At 60.1% G+C, this 619-nt stretch carries 2 protein-coding genes; both read right to left on the reverse strand.

Features of this window, described 5'->3' with window-relative positions:
* Nucleotides 1–184: glutathione S-transferase family protein (locus tag EN750_RS37925; RefSeq protein WP_145968371.1), on the reverse strand; the 184-nt coding region annotated here is incomplete at its 3' end.
* A gap of 84 nt (nucleotides 185–268) precedes the next feature.
* Nucleotides 269–619, reverse strand: a 351-nt coding sequence (locus EN750_RS37930) for a phosphoribosylformylglycinamidine synthase subunit PurQ (protein WP_189526845.1), incomplete at its 5' end; no start/stop codon positions are given.

Consider the following 619-nt stretch of genomic DNA (forward strand, 5'->3'; position numbering starts at 1 on the left):
CGAGCGTCTCGCCCGAGCCGGTGATCAGCACCGGAATCCGGTTCATCGGCGAGATGGCGCGAAACTCTTCCGGGATGGGAAAACCGGGCGGCGGCGCGATGATCTTGAGTGGTACGTCCTTGATGTAGGCCAATGCCCGCACGATCGACGAGTAGGGCGACAACGGCCGCGAATAGAGTTTCATGACCGTCTCTCTCCCCAATGAACCAGACTTGCTCCAAAGAGACAGGAATGTCCGGCTGTTTTCAAGCTGTTCGCTTCGATATCGTCAGGCAGCGATGCCGAGGGCGCTCTCGAACAGTCCGCGGCCGTCGGTACCGCCATGGGCTGCTTCGATCAGGTTTTCCGGATGCGGCATCAGCCCGAGCACATTGCCTTGGCTGTTGACGATGCCGGCAATGTCGTTGATCGAGCCGTTAGGGTTGGTGCCCTCGGCATAGCGGAACACCACCTGGCCTTCGCCTTCGATTCGGGCAAGCGTGTCGGCGTCGGCGAAATAATTGCCGTCATGATGCGCGACCGGCGAGCGAATGATCTGGCCCGGCTGATAGCGGCGGGTGAACATGGTGTTGGCATTGGTGATCTCGAGCTTCACCTGCCGGCAGACGAATTTCAGCGA

The organism is Mesorhizobium sp. M7A.F.Ca.ET.027.03.2.1 (genome assembly GCF_003999175.1).
In the GTDB taxonomy this organism is placed as follows: Bacteria; Pseudomonadota; Alphaproteobacteria; order Rhizobiales; family Rhizobiaceae; genus Mesorhizobium.